General features: G+C 70.9%; 18 protein-coding genes, 1 tRNA gene and 1 pseudogene. 9 read left to right on the plus strand and 11 right to left on the minus strand.

The window, feature by feature from the left end; all coding sequences use genetic code 11:
• Positions 1-10: 10 nt before the first annotated feature.
• From ACFU5K_RS00575 to ACFU5K_RS00585, 3 genes are read right to left on the minus strand one after another with little or no spacing between them, the layout of a single operon-like run.
• Complete coding sequence (locus ACFU5K_RS00575) at positions 11-418, minus strand: DUF6262 family protein (RefSeq protein WP_384054929.1); 408 nt, start codon at positions 416-418, stop codon at positions 11-13.
• Entirely contained in the window at positions 415-2,667 is a 2,253-nt protein-coding gene (locus ACFU5K_RS00580) for a tyrosine-type recombinase/integrase (RefSeq protein WP_384054932.1), read from the minus strand. The genes ACFU5K_RS00575 and ACFU5K_RS00580 overlap by 4 nt, the downstream gene beginning before the upstream one ends.
• Positions 2,657-3,814, minus strand: coding sequence for a tyrosine-type recombinase/integrase (locus tag ACFU5K_RS00585; protein ID WP_384054934.1), 1,158 nt, complete (start codon positions 3,812-3,814; stop codon positions 2,657-2,659). The genes ACFU5K_RS00580 and ACFU5K_RS00585 overlap by 11 nt, the downstream gene beginning before the upstream one ends.
• A 14-nt stretch (positions 3,815-3,828) precedes the next feature.
• On the opposite strand from ACFU5K_RS00585, the pseudogene ACFU5K_RS00590 reads away from it, so the two are divergent.
• From ACFU5K_RS00590 to ACFU5K_RS00605, 4 genes and pseudogenes are all read left to right on the plus strand, one after another.
• Positions 3,829-4,110: pseudogene (locus ACFU5K_RS00590) on the plus strand (HNH endonuclease family protein); the annotation flags it as partial.
• 96 nt (positions 4,111-4,206) lie between these two features.
• On the plus strand, positions 4,207-5,883 hold the full coding sequence (locus tag ACFU5K_RS00595; protein WP_384054937.1) for an alkaline phosphatase D family protein: 1,677 nt from the start codon (positions 4,207-4,209) through the stop codon (positions 5,881-5,883).
• Between the two features lie 65 nt (positions 5,884-5,948).
• Complete coding sequence (locus ACFU5K_RS00600) at positions 5,949-6,227, plus strand: DoxX family protein (protein WP_384054940.1); 279 nt, start codon at positions 5,949-5,951, stop codon at positions 6,225-6,227.
• A 245-nt stretch (positions 6,228-6,472) separates the two neighbouring features.
• Positions 6,473-7,132: a DedA family protein gene (locus tag ACFU5K_RS00605; protein WP_384054943.1), complete on the plus strand. Its 660-nt coding sequence runs from the start codon at positions 6,473-6,475 to the stop codon at positions 7,130-7,132.
• Positions 7,133-7,149: 17 nt separating this feature from the next.
• Here the strand turns inward: ACFU5K_RS00605 and ACFU5K_RS00610 are convergent, their stop codons facing one another.
• The 4 genes from ACFU5K_RS00610 to ACFU5K_RS00625 all read right to left on the minus strand — a co-directional run bounded on the left by ACFU5K_RS00610 (position 7,150) and on the right by ACFU5K_RS00625 (position 9,634).
• Positions 7,150-7,371: a DUF2277 domain-containing protein gene (locus tag ACFU5K_RS00610; protein WP_384054946.1), complete on the minus strand. Its 222-nt coding sequence runs from the start codon at positions 7,369-7,371 to the stop codon at positions 7,150-7,152.
• Between the two features lie 82 nt (positions 7,372-7,453).
• On the minus strand, positions 7,454-8,830 hold the full coding sequence (locus ACFU5K_RS00615; protein ID WP_384054949.1) for a DUF1254 domain-containing protein: 1,377 nt from the start codon (positions 8,828-8,830) through the stop codon (positions 7,454-7,456).
• Position 8,831: 1 nt separating this feature from the next.
• Positions 8,832-9,266, minus strand: coding sequence for a hypothetical protein (locus tag ACFU5K_RS00620; RefSeq protein ID WP_384054952.1), 435 nt, complete (start codon positions 9,264-9,266; stop codon positions 8,832-8,834).
• Between the two features lie 152 nt (positions 9,267-9,418).
• Positions 9,419-9,634 carry a hypothetical protein gene (locus ACFU5K_RS00625; protein WP_384054954.1) on the minus strand — a complete coding sequence of 72 codons (216 nt, stop codon included), beginning with the start codon at positions 9,632-9,634 and terminating at the stop codon, positions 9,419-9,421.
• 207 nt (positions 9,635-9,841) lie between these two features.
• On the opposite strand from ACFU5K_RS00625, the gene ACFU5K_RS00630 reads away from it, so the two are divergent.
• Complete coding sequence (locus ACFU5K_RS00630) at positions 9,842-10,051, plus strand: hypothetical protein (RefSeq protein WP_384054957.1); 210 nt, start codon at positions 9,842-9,844, stop codon at positions 10,049-10,051.
• A 463-nt stretch (positions 10,052-10,514) separates the two neighbouring features.
• On the opposite strand, the gene ACFU5K_RS00635 is transcribed toward ACFU5K_RS00630, so the two are convergent.
• Positions 10,515-11,036: a DUF3592 domain-containing protein gene (locus tag ACFU5K_RS00635; protein WP_384054959.1), complete on the minus strand. Its 522-nt coding sequence runs from the start codon at positions 11,034-11,036 to the stop codon at positions 10,515-10,517.
• Positions 11,037-11,406: 370 nt separating this feature from the next.
• A tRNA-Val gene (locus ACFU5K_RS00640) sits at positions 11,407-11,481 on the minus strand.
• Positions 11,482-11,696: 215 nt separating this feature from the next.
• On the opposite strand from ACFU5K_RS00640, the gene ACFU5K_RS00645 reads away from it, so the two are divergent.
• The 4 genes from ACFU5K_RS00645 to ACFU5K_RS00660 all read left to right on the plus strand — a co-directional run bounded on the left by ACFU5K_RS00645 (position 11,697) and on the right by ACFU5K_RS00660 (position 14,927).
• Complete coding sequence (locus ACFU5K_RS00645) at positions 11,697-12,470, plus strand: DUF4097 family beta strand repeat-containing protein (RefSeq protein WP_384054962.1); 774 nt, start codon at positions 11,697-11,699, stop codon at positions 12,468-12,470.
• Between the two features lie 70 nt (positions 12,471-12,540).
• Entirely contained in the window at positions 12,541-13,911 is a 1,371-nt protein-coding gene (locus tag ACFU5K_RS00650) for a hypothetical protein (protein WP_384054965.1), read from the plus strand.
• A gap of 218 nt (positions 13,912-14,129) precedes the next feature.
• Positions 14,130-14,702, plus strand: a complete 573-nt coding sequence (locus ACFU5K_RS00655) for a DUF4383 domain-containing protein (RefSeq protein WP_384054968.1) — start codon at positions 14,130-14,132, stop codon at positions 14,700-14,702.
• A 9-nt stretch (positions 14,703-14,711) separates the two neighbouring features.
• On the plus strand, positions 14,712-14,927 hold the full coding sequence (locus ACFU5K_RS00660) for a zinc ribbon domain-containing protein (RefSeq protein WP_384054971.1): 216 nt from the start codon (positions 14,712-14,714) through the stop codon (positions 14,925-14,927).
• Between the two features lie 22 nt (positions 14,928-14,949).
• On the opposite strand, the gene ACFU5K_RS00665 is transcribed toward ACFU5K_RS00660, so the two are convergent.
• Positions 14,950-15,792 carry an HAD family hydrolase gene (locus ACFU5K_RS00665; RefSeq protein ID WP_384054974.1) on the minus strand — a complete coding sequence of 281 codons (843 nt, stop codon included), beginning with the start codon at positions 15,790-15,792 and terminating at the stop codon, positions 14,950-14,952.
• The gene (locus tag ACFU5K_RS00670) at positions 15,789-18,281 is read right to left on the minus strand and encodes a phosphoribosyltransferase (protein WP_384054978.1); all 2,493 of its coding nucleotides are present in this window, start codon (positions 18,279-18,281) and stop codon (positions 15,789-15,791) included. Before ACFU5K_RS00670 ends, ACFU5K_RS00665 begins: the two co-directional genes overlap by 4 nt.
• Between the last annotated feature and the right edge of the window lie 8 nt (positions 18,282-18,289).

The raw sequence follows: 18,289 nt of genomic DNA on the forward strand, positions 1-18,289 counted from the left end.
CCCTGTGTGGTCAATCCGCTTCGTAGCGGGCCAGGCGCCGACGGAGATCGAGGTTCTCGCCGTGCGCGGCTTCCAGGGTCCTGCGGAGCCTCGTCACCTCCTCGTGGTGGACCTGCTGCTGTCGGGTGAGGCGGGCACTGAGTGCTCTCACGGCGGCCGATGTCGATGAGTCGCCCGCGAGGTCCACAGCCGCCGACGGTGCCATCCCGGCTTTCGTTCGGTGCCGCTCGATCCGGCTGCGCAGGTCCGGGCTGCGGTAGAGGAAGTCGGTGCTCACCCCGGCCTGGCGGGCCACAGCGGTGAAGCTGATGGGCTTGCCTGCCTTGGCCAGCTCGGCGAGGGCGGCACGGGCCCGATTCTCGGCTTCCTGCGTTCGGGCGCAGGTGGCCTGGCGAAGATGCTCGGGCAGCGGCGTCATGTGGTCGGCTCCTGTTGGTGTGCGGTGGGCAGCGGTCCGGACCGGTCGGCCGCGCCTGCCCCTCGAACCGCCCGAAACTGTCCGTCCTCATGGACGCTGACTTGGTCCAGGGCGACGAGGACCTTCGTCAGGGCGCTGGTTTCGGCGAGACGGCCGGAGAGCCAGATGTTGTCCTCGCCCATCGGCTCACCATGGCGGGCGGTGAACTGGGTCTGACGCCGGGCGATCAGGGCTTCGGACTGCTTGAGCTGGTGCTGGAGTTCATCACGATGACTGGCGTCGGTGACGAACTTGTCGCAGGTCAGGCAGGCGTTGCCCTTGGAACAGACCTGTCTGGGCGGGAGCATGCACCAGCCGTTGGGCAGCACCCGGTCGGCGCGCTGGTCGAGGTGGAGGAGGTCGTAGAGGTCACTCGGGTTCACCTCGGCGGTCCGGCCGTCGGCCGTGACCTTCTTGTAGCGGAGGAACTCGCGCTCGGCCGTCACCGCCAAGGTCTTGGCGTAGTGCATGGTCATGGCCGGGGTGATGTGTCCCAGGTAGCGCATGACAACGTGGATCGGGACGCCGGCGTTGATCAGGTCGGTCGCCCGGGTGTGCCTGAAGGTGTGGGTCTTGGAGATCTTGACGGGACGGCCCACGCTGTCGGTGATCGCCAGAGTCTTGGTCAGCGCGCCGAGTCGGCTGTGGAAGGTCGCCGACGCGTACGGCCTCTTGCCGAGCCGGTTGTTCCTGGTCTGCAAGAAGAGATAGCGCGGGTCCGTTCCCGCCGGGGCGCCTTGGGCGGTGATGAACTCGCGGGCCCACTGCTGCTGGAGACGGATGATGTCGACGATTTCCTGGTCGACCGGGATCGTCGGCGGGTCACCACCGGTGATCTTCGTCTGCTGATAGGCGAGCCGAGCCACGAAGCCGTCCGGCTCCTTGTCCTCTTGCTTGTTCACGGTCAGGAGCGGTAGCAGCGGTTCGAAGTCCATCATCAGGACCTCGTTCATACGCCGGCCGGTCCGAATCAGCAGCATGAGCGCGTGGAAGGCCTGCCGGTCGTCAAGTCCGCCCTCGGCCGTGGGGGCCGCGAGCGCTTCGGAACCTGCGGCGATCTTGCTGATCACCTCGTCATCCAGGGCCATGTCGTCCGGCGGCTGGTTGGTGAGCCGTGGCTTGTCCTCAAGCCGGAACAGCACACAGTGGTGCATCCCGAGACCGCCCCAGCGCCGGTCCCCGAGCACCGTGACGGCCTCGGCACGGTTGTCGTACATCCAGCGGTAGAACGCCTCGATGGTCACCAGAGTGCTGCGGCGGCTGTTCTTGGAGAGCCGGCCGCCCTTGTTCGGGCCGGTCATCGTGATGTGTCTGTTGAGGGAGTCCACGAATCCGCGCAACCAGGTCCGGAGCTGATCCGGGGACTCGACGAGCTGAGGGCCGCAGCAGCCGACCTGGTCGATGTACCACTGGAACCACTTCAGGTGGTCGAGCCGGCTCTTCACCGACGACCACACGTACCGCTCCGTCGACAGCTGCACCGAAAGCCACCACTTCGCGGCCTCCCGGAACCAGTCCGTCGTGAGCTGGCTGAAGTTGGCCACGGACCGGCCCCAGGGCTCGTGCTCGCGCTGTGGGACGCGCCGGTCCAGACTGGGGTTCCACACGTCCAGCCGCCACCACTCGCCGTCGTGGTAGGCATGGGCCAGGCGGTCCTGGAGATGCTTGACGCTGTTCAGCACGTGCGTGACGAGCCTCGCGTTCCGCGACGCGTCGGTTCGCATGACCGCACGCTGCACTTCGCGCGCCCACTCCTCGTGGGAGAGCGCCGTCAGCGATCTCGCGGAACGTGCCCGCGGTCCGCCGTGTTCGATCGCGAGGACCAAGCCCCGCCTGAGCTCCTGGAACCGCACGGTGGTGATTGCGTATCCCTCGGCGACCTGCTGATGGACGCACCAGGCCAGTTCCCAGATCATGGGCTCGGGCAGACCCCGGAAGCTGACCGCCTGGGAATACCAGCCCTTCTCCCGGTCGATGGTCTGCTTGGTGAAAGCCATGCCGTAGTCCTCCGGCATGTTGACCGAGTCGAAATGGTCCTGCCGGTGCTCCTCCGGCAGGCTCTCCCAGAGGCGCCGCGCCTTCTCCTCACTGAAAAATCGGGCCACGGACAGGCGCGGGTCCCGCTTGTCCTGCCGCCTACGCTCCGGAGTACGCGGCGAGGGAACGGCCGCCGTCTCGGCCACCGGATGGACGATCAGCTCAGCTTTCATGACGGCATCCCCAGGCTTGCGTGATCTTCTGCCAGTCCGCACACGCGCGCAGCTCGGCGTCCTCGGTCACATGGGCGTACGTGTTGATCGTGGTCTGGATGTCCGCGTGGCCGAGCCTCCGGCTGACCACGTGCATGGGCACACCCGACAGCAGCAGGGCAGTGGCGTGGGTGTGCCGGTACCAGTGCGGGGTCATGTCCGGCGGCAGGCCGGGGACGTGCTGCTTCCGCGCGGCCAGGTGCTTGTAGACGCTCTCCGCCCTGAGCGGCGCGAACCGGCGTCCGCGGTGCAGGTTGCAGAAGATGTACGCGTCGTCCCAGTCGTCCAGTTCGACATCGGCGCCGAACTCGCACAGGGCCCAGACCCAGTCGCCGTAAAGGCGGTCCAGCATCGAGCCGACGAAGACGCGGCGGTGACCGCTCTTGGCCCGCAGGCCGTGCGGGTGGTCCTCACGGTGGACGACCTCGACCTGAGCGGTCGTGCCCGTGCCGGTCTTCCAGTCGCGGTGCCGCAGGCCGAGGGCCTCACCGAGCCGGAGCCCGGTCTCCTCCAGCAGGGTCCACAGCAGGCGGTATCGCAGTTCGCCCGACCAGACCGCGCCAGCCGCGTCCCAGGTCGCCTCCGACTCCCGAAGTGACGTCATCTGCCCAGGCAGAATGACAGGGACGGGCTTCGCCCGGACCCTTACTTTCACCACACTAGAACGCCGCCCGTGCTTGCGGGCCACATGCTCCAGGAACGGCAGATAGCTGCCCGACCGGGCATGCACCGTCTCGTACAGACGGCCCGCGACCTCAACCCCACGCGCGGCCTGGTAACGGTAGAAGCCCAGCACCGCCCGCATCCGGCTCGCCACCGTCGCGTCGGCCGCCCGCTCCGCGGCGCGCAGCGGGACGACTTCCTCCGCGACCCCACCGCGCCGCAACTGCCCTATGAACGTTCCGAGTTCCGTCACGCCGACCGCGTCCCATGCCTGCGAGCGCCGTTCCAGGAACGACCACCACAGCGCCAGACCCCGGGCGTAGCTCTTGATCGTGTTCGGCGACCTGTCCGTCCCCCGCAAGTACTCCAGATACTGCTCGACCGGCTCCGCGACCCGGTAGTCACCCGCGACCACCGTCCACGTCGGCCCGGCCCCGGTCGCCACCCGGGTGCGGATAACACATGGTCCCGCTCGCCGAGGCCTGGCGGTCCGGGGCCAGCGGCTGGACCACCGCCCAGCGACAGTCCTTCGCCAATGCCCTGACCCGTCCTCAGCTCATCGCGGTCACCGACAACGTCAACCAGTCCAAGAGCGACCAGGACCCCGGCGAGTGGCTCCCGTCGCGCACGGCGTACCGCTGCACCTACGCGCGCGCCTGGGTGCACGTGAAGCACTACTACGGCCTCAGCGTCGACTCCACCGAGAAGAGCGCCCTGCAGTCCGTACTGAACGGCTGCTGACCCTCCCCGCCCCTGTCCGGGGCGGCCGGGTCCCGCCCTCCTCCGTCGTTCCGTACCCTTCGGAGCCATCGGTCACGCGACGCGAGGAGGGCACGCATGAGCGGGCTACGCCTGGGACCACTGCTGCGGTACGTCGACTGGGAGACGGGCTCACGGGCGACCGTGTGGGTGGAGACGACCAGGCCCTGTACGGCGGAGGTCCGCTGCGCGGACGGCGCGGCGGGCAGTTCCCCCACGTTCGCCGTACAGGGCCACCACTACGCCCTGGTCGTGGTGGGCGGCCTGACACCCGGCTCGGAGACGGCCTATGAGGTACTGCTCGACGGACGCCGCGTATGGCCGCCCGAGGACTCCGGCTTCCCGCCGAGCACCATCAGCACCCCCGCCGTACCGCAGCCGGACGAGGCGGGTCCGGTGCGGGTCGCCTTCGGCTCCTGCCGCTGGGCCGCTCCCCCCGCCGACGGCCACGACCCGGTCGGCCCCGACGCGCTGGACACACTGGCCGCGCGTCTCGCCGCCGACCCCGGGGCGACGCGCCCCGACGTCCTCCTGCTGCTCGGGGACCAGGTGTACGCGGACGAGACGTCGCAGGCCATCCAGCGGCGCATCGCCGCCCGCCGCGACCTGAAGGAGGCGCCGGGGGCGGAGGTCGCGGACTACGAGGAGTACACCCACCTCTACGACGAGTCCTGGCGCGACCCGGAGGTGCGGTGGCTGCTCTCCACGGTCCCCAGTTGCATGATCTTCGACGACCACGACGTCGTGGACGACTGGAACACCAGTGCCGCCTGGGTCCGGGACATGCGCGCCACACCGTGGTGGCACGAGCGGATCGTCAGCGGGCTCATGTCGTACTGGGTATACCAGCACCTCGGCAACCTCTCCCCCGAGGCACTGGAGGCCGACCCGGTCTACGCGGACGTGCGCTCGGTTCCCGACGGCACCGAGACCCTGCGCGAGCACGCGGCCGCGTCCGACGCCGACCCCGCCCGGACCCGCTGGAGCTACCGTCGCGTCTTCGGCCGAGTGCGGCTGGTCATGGTCGACACCCGGGCGGCCCGCGTCCTCGACGAACAGGAGCGGTCGATGCTCCGCGACGAGGAGGCCCGCTGGCTGCGCGGGGAGGTGCTCGACCGCCGTGACGCCTACGACCATCTCCTGATCGGCACCTCGCTGCCGTGGCTGCTGCCGCCCCTGATCCACGACGCGGAGACCTGGAACGCGGCACTCTGCCGCGGCGAGCGGGGCGGACGCTGGGCGCGCCTCGGGGAGAAAGTCCGCCGCGCCGGTGACCTGGAGCATTGGGCGGCCTTCCCGGAGTCCTACCGCCGGCTGTCGGAGCTGCTGCGGGAGGCGGGCACGGGATCCGGGGCTCCCGCGACGGTCTGCGTGCTCTCGGGCGATGTGCACCATGCGTACATCGCCGAGCCCCGGTGGCCCGCCTCCACTCCTGCCGGCACTCCCACCGCGCACGTCCTGCAGCTGACCTGCTCCCCCGTCCACAACTCCGTCCCGGCGTCGATCCGCCTCGGCTTCCGCTTCGGCTGGAGCCGGGCGGGCCGGTGGCTCGGGCGGGCGTTCGCGGCCCACGGACGCACGGGCGCCCCGCCCATGCCGTGGCGCAGGACGGGCGGCCCCTGGTTCGGCAATCAGCTGATGAGCCTTACCCTGCATGGCCGGAAAGCGACTCTGACATTGGTTCAGGCCACATCCAGCCCCGCCGGAGCCCAGCTGGAGACCGTCTTGGAGTGCACTCTCACCTCGGAAGAGTGACGGCTACTTTCAGCCAAACGACCGAATGTTGAACTTGTAAGCACTAATGAGGCATTCCTGACCTGATGGGCCCCGCTCGGTTCACGTCCCCAAACCGAAGGAGCCCACCCCTGTCCGTACGCCTGAACGCCTCCGTCATACAGCTCGTCGGCGGCACCCTGGTGGCACTCGGCCTCGGCACCCGTGCCGCCGCCCTCATCACCTCCGGATCGATGGCGTACGCGTACCTGATCGTCTTCACCGGGCCCGGCGCCGTCGCTCTGGACCGGCTGCTCTCCTCCCGGGCCGGAACCGTACGGGTGAGCGGACCGCGGCCCGAGAAGGCCAGGCCCGTCTCGGTCTGAGCACTCGCGCCGCGTGCGCCCCGGACCCCCGCCTGCCGAGGGGTCCGGGGCGCACGCGGCGCGGGCCACGGGACGACGGGCGCACCGAGCCCCGCCGAAGCCCACGTGACCTGCACAACAACAACCACACATCGGCGAATGCCTGGTGAATGGCAGGCGTACGCTGTACAGCTGAGCCTGCCGCTCCTGCCGCTCCCCTGCGACGCCGCGGCGTTGACACGGAGAACCGGGAACGGGGAGTAGTAGTGCTGGAGAGTATGGGCGCGCTGACAGGCAGCCCATGGATCTACGCGGTGGTCGCCGTCTCGGTGCTCCTGGACGTCTTCCTGCCCGTCCTCCCCAGCGGTGTTCTCGTGATCGCCGCTGCCACCGCAGCGGCCGCCAGCACGACGACGGTCACCGCGGCCGCCGGCGAAGCCACCGGGCACGTTCCGTCGCTCCTGGTCCTGACCCTGTGCGCGGCCACCGCCTCGGTGCTCGGCGATCTCGTCGCCTACCGGCTCGCCTGGCGCGGCGGAGACCGCCTGGAGCGGGCCATCGCCCGCTCCCGGCGCCTCACCTCCGCACAGGAGCGCCTCGGTACGGCGCTGAGCCGTGGCGGAGGGGCACTCGTCGTCATCGCGCGCTTCGCGCCGGCCGGCCGTTCCGTGGTCTCCCTCGGCGCGGGCGCGGCCCACCGCAAGGCGAAGGAATTCCTGCCCTGGTCGGCCGTGGCCGGTGTCGCCTGGGCGGTCTACAGCGTCGGTCTGGGCTACTTCGGCGGTCAGTGGCTGGGCGCCGGCTGGCTCGGCACAGCCGTCTCGGTCCTCGCCCTGTTCGTCGCGGGCGGGCTCGCGGCAGTCGTGATCCGGCGCCCCCAGCACCCTGCGGCGGTCCCGGCCCCGGGAGCTCCTGCCGGGACCTGAGGGCTCGGCTCCCGCGGTCAGACCCGCGCGGCGCCCCTCACCTCGAGCTCGTCCAGCAGTCGCCGGGTCGCCTCTGCGATCTCCTCCACGGCACGGTCGAAGACCTCCTGGTTGTGCGCCGCGGGCGCGCGGAAGCCCGACACCTTGCGCACGTACTGCAGGGCGGCGGCTCTCATCTCCTCCTCGGTCGCCTCTTCGGGGATGGCGGGCGGTCGAAGCGTCTTGATACTGCGGCACATGACTCCAGTGTGACGCGCGGCACTGACACTGCGCCCCTCGACGATGGCGCGACGGTCCGTGGAGGCACCGAGCCACCGGGAGCTACTGCCCCGGACCGTCCGGCAGCCGCTCGACCGGCGGGATGACGTAACTCCCGTCGAGAACGTCCTGCCCGGGAAGGTGCAGACGCATCACGGGACGGAAGGCGCCTGCCGGCACCGGCAGCCAGTTCGCCGCCCCGGCGGCTTCCGTGGGCCGCTGAGCGGACATGTGCAGGGTCAGCGAGCCGTCCGCGCCGTACACCAGCCCGGGAGTCCGGCTCCCGACCGCGTAGCGCTCCTCGGAGTTCGGGACCAGGTGGCCGCCGGGGCTGTCGTAGACCGTCACGGACCAGAACGCCCCGGCCGGCGGCGGCTTCACGAGGCGGAGCGCGTACCTGTGCGCTCCGTCGAGGGGGCGCCCCCGGGAGTCGTGCGATGTGTGGGCCTGGACGGCCTCGTAGCCGTGGGACGACTGTCCGCGCCACCGCGCCGCCACCGCTCTGAGCAGGTACGAGGCCTCACGGTCGGGGACCTGCCATTCCGGCGGGCCGATCGTGCCCACACCGAAGTGGTCGAGGTTGTAGTCGCGCAGGTGCGGTTCGGTGTGCCAGGCGCCCTGCGGGCCGCCCGCCTCCGCCGACCGCAGGGCCTCATCCACCCGCGACCGGCCAAGCGCGAGTCCCCGCGTCAGCGCGCGCACGAGTCCGGGCGGGACCGAGACGTACGGCGAGACGCCCTCCTCCAGGAGACCGAGCGGCTGGAAGCGGTCCTGGTAGGCGCGATCGGCCGCGGCGGGCGGGTAGTCACCCATCCACACCCTCAGCTCCTCGAAGAAGCGCAGGGCGCCGGGCACCCCGGACTCCGCCGCGGGGAGCCTGGTCCGGTGGGCGGAGTCCCCCAGGTGCGTGAGGGTGAGCTCCTGCTGCAGCGATCGGATCCGCGGCATGTCACCGGGCCCGTCGCAGGCGAGAGCGCCGACGAGGGACACGACGGACGTGGGCGCGTCGATCACCCCGGACAGTCCCCCAGGCACGGTGCCGGCCCATCCGGGCGGCACTACCAGCCAGTCCCCCTCCGCCGTACCCGTGGCCCGGGAGCCCAGATAGGCGAAGACGTTGCTCCAGGCATCCACGAACCGCAGGACGAAGTACGCACCGCCGGTGTCCGGGACGTGGAGCCGCACCGGCCCGCCGGAGAGGTCGAGGTGCGCGAGGGCGTCGACGAGGTCGGCGGGCGCGCAGGGCGCGTGGGTACCGGGCGTGGCCGGCCCGTCCGCGTGGGCGAAGGCGTTGAAGGACGCGGGTGCCGGTGCCCCGCAGCCCTCCTGGAGGCAGGCCCGGACCTCCGACAGCCGTTGGACCAGCGGCGAGCCGTAGACGTACGCGTCCGCGGCCAGGGCCGTCGCACCCTCCGCCGGGGCGTACGTCTGACGGTTCACGTCAGTAGGCCTCCTTCGGGCGGTCCGTGCACAGGGCCCAGATCACGAAGGCGTCGATCGCGATCGAGACGACCGCCCACACCGGCTGGTAGGGCAGCCAGATGAAGTTGGCGATGATGTTCAGGGCGGCGAGGCCGACACCCGCGCCACGGGCCCAGGCGGCACCCCTCAGGATGCCGATGCCGACGATCACGAGGATCACTCCCAGGACAAGGTGGATCCATCCCCACGACGTCACGTTGAACGCGAACGTGTAGTTGTCGACGACCGCGTAGACGTCGTCCGTGGCGATGCCCGTGATGCCCTTGAAGACGGACAGGAGACCGTCGACGAGCAGCAGGACACCGGCGAACATCGTTCCGCCGGCTGCCCAGGCGCCTCCGTGTCCGCCGCCCGTGGGCCGGGCGCTTCCGGGGGCGGGAGCTGACTGAGCCATGAATCCTCCACTCGGCAGACGGACGTGCCCGGCGCGTCGACGGACAGGACCGACCCTGTGCGAAGCACTCCCCCGGGACGAGCCGGAGACGCCCGTCCGGGTGATACCGCCTTGTCGTTCACGGGGCCTCGTGCCGGTGCGGTTCGCGGAGCTCACCTCCAGGTGTCGAGGTCTCCGCCCCGCCACTCGATCAACTCCGGCTGGTCGAGGTCGATGTCGTCGGCCCCTGGGGCGAGTCCTGACTGCCGCAGAAGGGAAGCGACCTCCCCGCGCCCGTGCGCCAGCCCGACGATCCGGCCGTGCACCGTGACGCGCCGCCCTCCCGTCGACGAGGGCGGATAGACGATCACGGGCGGATGTCCGGACATGCCTCCACCGTCCCCCGTGCCCCGCCCACTCGCATCCCGGAGCCGCCGTCGCGTACCTGCTTGCCGGGAACGGGGAGACTTCCTCTGTCCGGCCACGTCCTGTGACCGCCCGAAGGGGAGTGGTCGCGGGGCGATGGGAACTTCGCGCTCGGTGCCGCGGCGGCAATTCCGTTGCGGCCGGGGCCAGGGTCGGCTTCGATCACGGGCATGACCGATGGTTCGGCTTTCGACGGCGCCGACGACGAGATCGTCGCTCGTCGGATCTTCCGCGGGATCACGGTGATCCGGGAGCGCCTCGGCTGCTCACTCCATGGGGCGCTGAAAGTCTTCGTCGCCCGGTACGAGGTGTTGCGCGCCGAACGCCCCGACGACTTCACGTGCGGTCATGAGGCGTACTGGGAGGGCTTCTACTCGTGAGTGCCGCCGCACGACCGGGCCGTGCGAGGCGATGGGACCACGGCCGGCCGCTCGGGACGCGGACATCCTCTGCTGTACTGCTCACGCGACGGTACGGACGGAGCGAGGGTGGCGAAGGCATGAGTACGGGCAGCCGTGGAGTTCTGGCGGTCGTGGGTGCGGCGACCGACGGGGTCGAGCAGTTGCGGACCGGCCTGGTCGAACCGGCCATGTCCCTCGGCTGGCGGGTGGCCGTGACCGGAATGGACCGAGATTCGCGCCGTCCTGCGGGAGCGCATGCCGTACGCACGACGCGTGACGGCCGAGCGCATGGCCGACGCCGAGACAGTGTGCGCCCGCCGGGGGCTCACCACAGCGGACTTCGAGGAGGTCTGGACCCGCCGCATCATGGCCTGAACAGAGCCGGGGCCACTGTGGAGGGTCGGGTTTGCTGCGACGAGAGGACTGCGACGCCCGTCAGTGGTCAAAGGGACGGGCTGCGGCCGGGGCGGCTGGACGATTCCGCTCCAGGGCTCGGCCCCGCGCGCCGCTGCCGCACCACGGATATGGCTGCGGTGACCGAGATGATCAGGAAGAACAAGGCGCCCCCGCCCGACATCACCGCCAGTGCGGCTGCCCCGCCGCCCCCGACATCCTCTTCACGGACCACCACCTGTGGATCGTCCCCCTTGTACCGGACGGTGAGCGGGGAGCCTGCAGAGCTCCTGCCGCCGCCGCTGCCCACCGGCAGATCCGCCACCACGGTCCGCCCACCGGCCTCGAACTTGACCTGACAGTGGCCCGCCATACAGGCGCCGCTCGTGTGCAACGTCGCACGAGCCCGCTCGCCGTCCTGGAGAGAGCCGAGTTGCTGGGCCGCCGGAAGCATCACCAGCGCCGACAGCGCGCCCAGCAACAGCGTGAGCACCAACGAGATCAGCAGGGACGTGCGAGGCCCCAGGCCACCCGCCCGCCGATGCGCGTTGGAGGCACTTACGTCCGACACGCCGTTCAGGACCCTCACCATCCGTCTCAGCTCGCGTTGAGGAGGTGCGCCACATCACGCACGTGGACCGCACCTCGTATCCGTGTTGCTGAACAGGGTGCCGAAATGCGCCGAGCTGGCACCACGTCATGGTTCGGCACATCGGACACGGTCCGGCTGCCAGTTGTCGGCAACGAAGGGCGGCTGAGCGGCTTTGGGCAGGAACTGCTACGAGGCAACTGATCACGGCCCCGTACCTCTCGGCGCGTCGGCAACGCATCTGGAACGTATGCGGCGCGCCGCCACTCCCCCGCCCGGATCCAAGAAGAACGAACAAGGCCCAGGCGCCCGGTTCTGTACCGGTGACCTGGGCCTTCGTCGTGCTTCCTGTTGGTGGGCGCGGACGGTTTCGAACCGCCGACATCTGCTTTGTAAGAGCAGCGCTCTACCCCTGAGCTACGCACCCGCGGATGAGCCAACAGGTTACATGGCCCGGGCCCCTCCGCAGCAATCCGCTTCTCCGCCCCGGCGCCGACGGGGCCGCCCTCGGTACGAGCGCACGGTCGGCGGGCGGTACGGGGGCTAGCCCCACCCCGGAGACGGTAGGGGTCCGGATCGTTCCGGGGGCGGTGCTTTCATACGGTGGAGCCACATCGGCAGCGCTCTCAGGGGGACTCGATCATGACCATCCGTACACGACGCACCACGGCACTCGTGGCCCTCGGCGGGACCGTCCTCCTTGTCACGGCACTCAGCGGCTGCGGAAGTGCGGACGCGGAGGGCGCCCCGGCCGAGCACAAGTCCTTCGCCCTCAGCGGGAACAATCTGACCATCGACGCCTCCAACTCGACCCTGGAACTCGTGCCCGCCGATGTGGACCGGATCGAAGTCACCCGCCACGTGGACGGGTGGGTCTTCCTGGGCAGCGGGCCTGATCCCGTGTGGAGGCTCGAAGGGGACAAGATGACGCTCCGCGTGAAGTGCAGCGCGATGATCAGCAACTGTGCGGCGCGGCACCAGGTCAAGGTGCCGCGCGGGGTCGCCCTCTCCGTCGAGGGCGACAACGGTGAGGTCACCGCGGCCGGCTTCACGACCCGGCTGGAGATCTCCGCCGCCAACGGCGGTATCGACGTGCGCGACGCCTCCGGGCCGCTGGAGCTCCGGAGCGACAACGGCTCCGTCTCGGCCGAGCGGGTCTCGGGGGGCTCCGTGGTCGCGCAGGCGGACAACGGGTCGATCCAGCTCGGCTTCGCCGCCGTGCCGGATCTGGTGGACACCGTCAGTGGCAACGGGCGCATCGACATCGACCTCCCCGGCGGGACGGACACGTACGCGGTGTCCGCCAGGGCCGACAACGGTGACGTCTCCGTGAAGGTGCCCCGCAGCGACAGCAGCGAGCACGTGGTGAGGGCGCGCAGCGACAACGGTGAAGTCACCGTCCGAAGCGCGAACTAACCGGCCCGTGTGTTCGTCCTTACTGGTGCGAGAATGAACCGGGCAGGGCGAATCGGCACGGGAGAGGGATGTGACGGCGACACACACGCGGCCGCAGGCGAATGCGAGTGTTGGTTCCGCCGTCAAGGACGTCCTGATGCTGGTGCTGCTGCCGGTGCCGCTGATCGCCGCGGCCCTGCCGGGCGCGTTCGCGGGCGGCGGGACCCGGCGCTGGTTCGGGGGCCGCGGGGAGAATCAGCGGGCCGACGCCCAGGCTGCGAAGGATGCGGCGGCCTCCGCCTTCTACGAGCTCGACACCGCCCAGCGGGATCTGCTGATCTCTATCGAGACGATCACCGCCGTCGACAGTTCGCCCCGCGCCCGCAAGGTGGCGGAGGACTTCGCAGCGCTGGGGCGCCGGATCGACGAGGTGAGCCACACCTACATCACCGCGGTGGACGCGTACGACCTCGACCGGGACGACCTGGAGCCCTCGGCCGCGGCCGGAGCGAAGGCACAGCTGACCCGGGCCAAGGACGAGCTCGTGCGGGTCAAGGGCGAGCTCGACCGGTTCGCCGACGGACTCGGGACGCTGCTGAACAGCGCGGAGACCCAGCTGGCGCGTCTGGCCCCGGCCGTGGAGCGGGCGCGTCAGGCGTTGCTCGCCGCGAGCGAGGCCCTGGACACCGTACGCGCCTCAGGACTGCGCGCCGATGATCTGGCCGCCCGTCTGGCCGCCCTCGCCCCGGAGCTGACCAAGCTCAATCAGGGCGCCGGGCGCCACGGTGTCGCCGAGACCCTTCAGCGCGCGGACCAGGTCCGGCGCGATGCCGAGGCGGTTCGCGCGGAGGCGGACCGTCTCCCGGAGCACGCCGCGGAGATCGACCGCAGGCTCGTGTCACTCCGCACCCGCGCCCAGGCACTGACGACACGCGCCGGTCAGGTCGAGCCGGTGCTCAGCGAGCTCCGCCGACGCTTCTCCGCAGCCTGCTGGCAGGACCTGCAGCCGGTTCCCGAACAGGCGGCGGTCAATGTCCGGCAGGCCGAGGCGAAGCTGGCGGAGGCCGCCGAGGCGCGTTCCGGGCAGCGCTGGGCGGATGCGACCTCCCGGCTGAGCACGGTCCGGGCGCTGCTCAACACGACGGACGAGGCCGTGTCCGCCGCGGGTGACCGGTTGCGGCGGCTCGACGCGGTGGCCAAGAATCCGCAGGCCGAGATCGACCGCACCCGGTTCGCCCTGAGGGACGCCCAGCGCCTGGCCATGACCGGGCGCAACACGCCCGATCCGCGCCATGCCCGCCCGCTGGACGATGCCGTGGCCCGGCTGGAGCAGGCGATCACCGGTCTGGACGGGCGCCATCCCGACTACTGGCACTTCCTGACCGAGACCGAGGCGGTACGTCAGACGGCGACCCGGGTGGTCTCAGCGATCCGCGAGGAGCTGGGCGGAGGCGGCGCCTGACCGCGTCTCCCTCCCGCTTCCCTCCCCCCCTCTCCCGCCCGACCACCCCCGCCCGCCGGTCCGCGTCCCTCACCCGAGGACACCCTTTCCGGGGCGGCACTCGGCTCCACCCGCGACCGTCCGATTTGTCCTCGGCCGCGGGTGGGCCGACCCTGGAGGTACGCAGCGGCTTCCGCTGACGCGTCCCGGTGGCCGCATGCGGCCTGAAGGAGGCCGGTATGGCCACAAACGTCCTGCATCCCGCCGGCTGGCGCCGCAAGGCCACCCGGCTGGACGAACATCTGCCCGTCGACCACCAGCTCAGCCGCTTCTACCGGGCGGGGGCGGGGCTGATGGGCCTCGTGCTCGTCGTTTTCGGCATCCTGGGGCTCATCGACCGTATCGGCATCTTCGACACCGGCGGTGACACGGTGGCCGGCCTCAACACCAACGGCGCGCTGAGCATCCTGTCCATCTGCGTGGGGCTGCTGCTGTTCATCGGCATGGTCATCGGCGGGAACTTCGCGTCGACCCTGAACATGTTCATCGGCATCGCCTTCATCCTCAGCGGCTTCGTGAATCTGGCGCTGCTGGACTCGAGTGCCAACTTCCTGGCCTTCGAGATGCCGAACGTGCTGTTCAGCTTCGTGGTCGGGGTGCTGCTGATGATGTTCGGCATGTACGGGAGGGTCAGTGGCGGCCTGCCGCACGACAATCCGTACTGGCGGGCCCGTCACCCCGAACGGGCCTCGACGGAGCAGCGCCGCCGCCGCACTCCGATGCCCGAGGTCACGAACGGTAAGAGGCTCTAATCTGGAGCCATGCCTCGTTACGAGTACCGCTGCCGCCCCTGCGGCGAGACGTTCGAAGTCAGCCGCCCGATGGCCGAGTCCTCCGCTCCGGCCTCCTGCCCGTCCGGGCACGAGGACACCGTGAAACTGCTCTCGACCGTGGCCGTGGGCGGATCCGCCGCAACCGCCGCTCCCGCCCCGTCGGGCGGCGGAGGCGGGTGCTGCGGCGGCGGCTGCTGCGGCTGACAAAGGCCGGTCCCCGGGGCGCTCAGCGACCCGCCCGCACCGGGTCACTGGCGCGCAGGAAGCGGCGCAGGATCTCCTCGCCGGCCGCGGCGCCCCGTTCCCTGAGTACTTCGGTGTTGGGCGCGCCCCAGCCGCTGTCGGCGAGTTCGCCGTGGCCCGGGCGCCAGGCGTGGTCGGCCGCGAGCAGCAGGTCGGCGTCCAGGAGCGAGTCCCCGGCGGCGAGGGTCTTCGTGGCGCCGCAGCGGCGTGCCACCTCGTGCATCGCGGAACTCTTGGTGAGCGGCTTCGGTACGGCGTAGATCTTGCGGCCCTGGAGGGAGACGGTCCAGCCCTTGGGGTCGGCCCAGTCCGCCAGTTCCTTGATCCAGCCCTCGGGCAGCGCGCCGCGGTCGACGACGAGGTAGGCGAAGAGATCTTCGGCGACCCGTTCCTTGAGCAGCCAGGAGGGGTGGCTCGTCGCCTGGAGGTGGGCACGGACCTCGGCGAGTGAGGCGCATTCGTCGGCGAGCCGGCGGGTGACCCGATCCCGCCATTCGGGGTCGGAGACGCCGTCGACCAGGATGTGCCCGCCGTTGGCGCAGATGGCGAACCGGGGGGCGGGGCCGGGCAGGTGGATACGGCCGTACTGCTCCCGGGTCCGGGTGGTGGTCGGTACGAACACCGTGGTGCGGGCCAGTTCGTCGATCAGGGCGGCGGCCGTCTCCGTCATGTAGGAGAGGGGCGCCCGGCCGTAGACCTCCACGCAGAGCAGGCGGGGCGCGCGCTCGTCCGGCATGTCGAGCTGGAGGGACGCCGCGGAGTAGATGAGTGTGCGGTCGAGGTCACTGGCGACCAGCGTGACGGGTGTGTTCCCGGCTTCGGTCACTTCGCCGTCACCGCCGTCCCGTCGGCGCCGGTCGCGCCACGGGTGTACTTGGGGTGGATCAACCCGACGCACGTGTAGGGGAGTTCGTCGACCTCCTCGACGGGGACACCGCGTTGTTCGGCGAGCAGGCGTACGTGGTCGAGGTCGGCGCCGGCCCCTCGCTTCGCGAGGATCTTCCAGGGCACCCGGCGCAGCAGCACCCGGGTCGTCTCGCCGACACCGGGCTTGACCAGGTTCACGTCGTGGATGCCGTACTCCTCGCTGATCCGCTCGACGGCGGCCCAGCCCTCCCAGGTGGGGGCGCGGTCCGCGCCGAGCATCTCCTTGGCCTCGGCGTCCACCGCGTCGGCGACCTCGTCGAAGCGGGCGACGACCTTGTCGAGGAACAGGCCGGAGACGTCGGAGTCCGCGAGTTCGCGGTAGAACTTCGCACCGTGGAAGTCGTGGGGGCCGACCAGGTCGGAGCGCAGGACGGTGCGGGAGATCAGCCCGGACACCGTGGAGTTGAGGCAGGCCGACGGAATGAGGAAGTCCTCGCGCGTGCCGTAGGTCCGGACACAGCCGCCCGGGTCGGCCAGGACGGCGATCTCCGGGTTGAAGCCTCCGAACTCCTCCAGTGCGGCGGCGAGTTCACGCGTGATGGCCCCCTTCCCCGTCCAGCCGTCGACGAAGACGACGTCGGCCGGGTCGTGGTGGGCGGCCAGCCAGCGCAGGGCGTTGGCGTCGATGCCGCGGCCCCGGACGATGGAGACGGCGTAGTGCGGCAGGTCGAGTCCGTGCCGGTGGAGGGCCCATCGGCGCATCAGGACGCCGACGGGCGTGCCGGCCCGGGCGAGGGAGACGAGGACGGGTGTCCTGTCTCCCGAACCCGGCCGGGAGGAGGGGGATTCCGCGAGGATCGTCTCGGTGACCGTGCCGACGGCGCGGGCGATGCGGGCCGCCGAGGCCTCCAAGGCGGCCTTGAACAGGTCCTGGTACTGCGGGGTGGGCTGGTACTCGACGGGCAGCGACTCGGCGTAGTGCGCGCCACCGCTCTGGATCGCCTCCTCGCGCTCCTCGGTCGGGGCCTCCAGAACCGTGTCCGAGAGGTCCTGAAGCAGCCAGCCGACGTCTTTGGCCGCGTAGGAGGAGAAGGCGGGGCCCCGGAGGGGTTCGGGCAGCATGGCGGCTTCCTGCCTGTGGGGGGTCGGCGACGGGACGTACGAGGGGACGACCGCGAGCAGCACCCGGCCGGTGTGTCCGGCGAGCCTGGCCAGCAGACCACCGGGGGCGTGCAGGGCAGGAGTGTCCGCGGTGGAGTCGACGACGGCTACGACGGCGTCGAATCCGCCGCCCTCGACGTTGTACGCGTAGCGGTCGCCGGGGCCGTCGGCGGGATCGTCGTGTGCCGGGAAGACGAGGCGGCTGCGTATCGCGTAGCCGGGGTCGTCGACGGCGAGGACGGGTGAGCGGGTCGTGGTGGAGTAGCGCACGTCGGCGGTGGTGGCGTCCTCCAGCGCGGTGCCGAGCCGCAGCGGCGCGTACATCAGCTCCTCGAAGCCCAGGACGAGCACGCTGCGGGCATCGCCCAGCGCGCCGGCGATGCGCCCTGCCATGGCCGGCAGTGCGGCTTCCAGGGCCGCACGGTGGGCGGGGGTGAAGCCGTGGCGTCCGCCGTCGGGCACGCCGGCCGGCCAGTCGAGGCCGACGCGCACCGGCTCGGTCCTCGGAGCGGGGGTCTCGTGCTCGACGGTGCCGTGCCCGGCGGTCTCGTGCGCGGCGACGAGGCTCCGGCCCTTCTCCAGGACGCCGTCCGGGAGGAGCACGGTGCCCCGGGCGCGGGCGATCAGGTCGACGCGGGCGCCGATCTCGGCGGCGAACCCGGCGAGCCTCCCCTGGTCGGCCTCGGAGCGCATGTCGACCAGCGCCACGATGACGTAGCGGTCCCGCGGGTAGCGCGCGTGCAGGGCCCGGATGGTGTTGAGCACGGTGTTGCCGGTGGAGAACTCGTCGTCGACCAGGACCAGCGGCGCACCGTCCGCGGTGTTCCTGAGCAGGCCGGGGTCCTCGGGCAGCAGCAGGTGGGACGTGGCGTGGGAGTGCGACTCCTCGAAGCCCCCGGCCTGGGCGACACCGGCGACGGGCCGGCGGGTCGAGTGGAGGTACGGGGCTGTCCCGAGCCCGTCGGCGACGGCGTGGCCGAGTCCGGTCGCCGTCTCCGCGTAACCGAGGACGACCGCTCGGCGGGCCTCCGCCTCACCGAGCAGGTTCCGCACCCGTTCGCCCAGCTCGAAGCCGGTCCCGTACACGACGGACGGCCGCTGGGGAACGTGCTTGCCCAGGACGTTCGACACGAGCAGATGGGCCCGCTTCGGGTTGCGACGCAGGGCGAGACCCAGCAGCTCCCGGAGTTCCCCGTCGCCGACGAGCTCGACCCCGAGCCGCTGTGCGACCCAGTTACCCGACCACTCCACGTCCACTGCCTCTTCTTCCGGTATGTGCTCGGCCATGTCCGCGA

It is taken from the genome of Streptomyces sp. NPDC057428, assembly GCF_042803195.1.
Classification (GTDB): Bacteria; Actinomycetota; Actinomycetes; order Streptomycetales; family Streptomycetaceae; genus Streptomyces.